Origin of the sequence: Synechococcus sp. R5-12, assembly GCF_047502655.1 — a bacterium.
Taxonomy (GTDB): Bacteria; Cyanobacteriota; Cyanobacteriia; order Thermostichales; family Thermostichaceae; genus Thermostichus.
This window is the reverse complement of sequence record NZ_JANSIM010000279.1, coordinates 1-2,473: the sequence shown is the minus strand read 5'-3', so window position 1 is coordinate 2,473 and position 2,473 is coordinate 1. Positions and strand designations below refer to the sequence as shown.

2 protein-coding genes are annotated in these 2,473 nt (G+C 58.7%); both read right to left on the bottom strand.

The features are described from left to right. Positions 1-147: 147 nt before the first annotated feature. Complete coding sequence (locus NW843_RS13290; RefSeq protein ID WP_414523187.1) at positions 148-1,062, bottom strand: alpha/beta fold hydrolase; 915 nt, start codon at positions 1,060-1,062, stop codon at positions 148-150. A 184-nt stretch (positions 1,063-1,246) separates the two neighbouring features. Further along, entirely contained in the window at positions 1,247-2,197 is a 951-nt protein-coding gene (locus tag NW843_RS13285) for a LysR substrate-binding domain-containing protein (RefSeq protein WP_414383566.1), read from the bottom strand. Positions 2,198-2,473: the final 276 nt, after the last annotated feature.

Genomic DNA, 2,473 nt, shown 5'->3' with positions numbered 1-2,473 from the left:
GCAGGGCTACCGAAAGCCCGCCCTGTACTGCGAAGCAGTCAGGGCCGGGTAGTTTACGCGTTCCCCTTGGGCGGCGCTCCGTCGCCTATCGGGCATCGCCATCTGGCAAGCGGCATTCCTCTCTCGGCCATACGCTACAGCCCCAGCTCAAAGCCCGCATTGTGCGGAAAGGGCTGTGTCGAGAAATTCCCGGATCAGGGGCAGCACCTGTTCCCCATGCAAGGCAGGGATGGCGTGGCCGGCCCCGGCCAGGATCTTGAGCTGAGCCCCAGGGATCCCTTCGGCATAGGTTTGGCAGTGCCAGAGGGGAATGGTGTCGTCCTGTTCGGCGGCGATCACCAGGGTGGGGGCCTGAATGTAGTTGAGATAACGTTCAACCGTATCGACAGCAGCTTGTGGGCGCAGACGTTGTCGGAGAAATTGCCGAGCGACCGGCTGCTGACGCAGGGATCCCCGCAACCACAAGAGCTGGGCCAGCTTGTCTTCCCAATGCCACCAGCGGGCCAGCGGAGCGATCGCCCGCAACAGCCAATCCACCCAAGCGCTTTCCCAGAGCAAGGGCCGCAAATGGTTGTAGCGTCTCACAAAGCTGTCGTCGCGGATCCCGGCAGGAGCCAACAAAACCAACCCCCGCAGCGGATACCGCACGGCGTAAGCTGCCGCCACCCATCCCCCAAAGGAATGGCCCACCAAAACCGGAGCAGCTAGGCCCAGCGTTTGGACAAATCCGCGCACAAACTCTACTTCTGCAGCGATGTCGTAGTGCAAGGCCGGTTGGCCGGACTGCCCGAACCCCAGTAAATCCAAGGCAATGCAGCGATATTCGTCTCCCAACCCTTGCATCAGCGGCCACCAGTTGGCATGAGTGGCCATAAAGCCATGCAGAAACAGCAGTGGGATCCCTTTTCCCCAGTCTCGATAGGCAGCCCAGCAGGACTCTGCCCCTGCGATGTTCAACCCTTCCAATTTCACCCTGTGCAGCGGGATCTCTTGAACGCGGGCCTGTAACTCCGCCAAGCGCTGGGCCAGGGGGAGTCGTTCCAACAGCGTTTGCCTGGTCATCGGCTTGGGGTCAGTAGACACAGACAGATTCAGCAGATGCAGTTTCTTCCGGAGCAGCATTGGCTACAGCGAATGCACCTATACGGAAATATCTCTCGTATCTCTTTGAACAGGGATCCTGCTCAATCCACCGGAATCTACCTGGGATCCCATCAACTCGGAAAAGGCCGTAACGCATCGCAACTTAGCCGATCAACTGCAAATGGGGCGGGGGAGTTTTCAGCCAGTCTTGGCGGGTCAGCAGCCCTTGGAGGAAGCGGGTGGCTGCCTGCGATTGATAGCGCTCTGGGTTAAAAGCCAGCCAGAGGGTACGCCGTATCTGTAGCCCTTCCACCGCCAGCTTCCGGAACCGCCCCTGTTCCACATCGGATCCCACTGCCACCATGGACAGAAAGGCCACCCCCAACCCCGCCTGGACGGCATTTTTGATCGCCTCAATCGAGCTGAGCTCCAGCCGCACGTTCAATTGGGCCGGGTTAATGCCGTGGCGGTTCAGCACCCGATCGATGGTTTGCCGAGTGGAAGACTGGGGATCCAAGGTGATGAAGGGCAAAGCCAGCAGATCCACAAGAGCCGGAGAGTCGATGGCACACCCGGGAGCACCGACCAACACATATTCATCTTCCGCCAGAGCCATCACCTTCAAGTGCCGCTGCAGCTCAAAGGGGATCTCCCCGCCAACAATGGCCACGTCCAACTGGCCGTCCACCAATTTCTGGGCAATTCGCCGCGTGGATTGCACCAAGAGCTGTACGGAAATTTGTGGATAGCGGCGGTGATATTGGGCGATCAAAGAAGGCATTACATAGGTGCCCACCGTTTGGCTGGCCCCCAGAACCAGATGCCCCCGCTCCATTTCTTGCAAATCCGCCAGCGCCTCGATGGTTTCACGGCACAGCTTGAGGATGCGCTCGCTGTACTGCAGCAGCACTTTCCCGGCATCCGTCAACTCCACCTTGCGCCCACTGCGGTCGAACAACACCACTCCCAACTGTCGCTCCAAGTTCTGCACTTGCAAGCTGACGGCAGGCTGGGAGACAAACAGGCTATCGGCAGCACGGCGAAAACTACCCTGCTGGGCAATTGCCCGCACGATGAGGAGCTGATCTAGAGTAAACGGCAACTCATCCGCCATAGGGAACTCCAAACCCCACAGTGGGATCCCTTACGTTTCCCTGAAAAGCTGGGCAGCCCGCGTTTGGAAACCCACACGAGATCATCATAAACAAGCGAGAAATCCCAAGAGAGCAGCTCAACCCTTTCCCGGCAGCTCGGCTCTGGGGGGTGACCAGCCAAGAGTGGAGAGGAGAGCTCAGAATCTTCGGGCTGTTTCTCTGCCATTCGGAGCAGCTATGCCCACAATACCTACCTGATACATTTACGCTGAACACTGCTGAACATCACTGTTCAA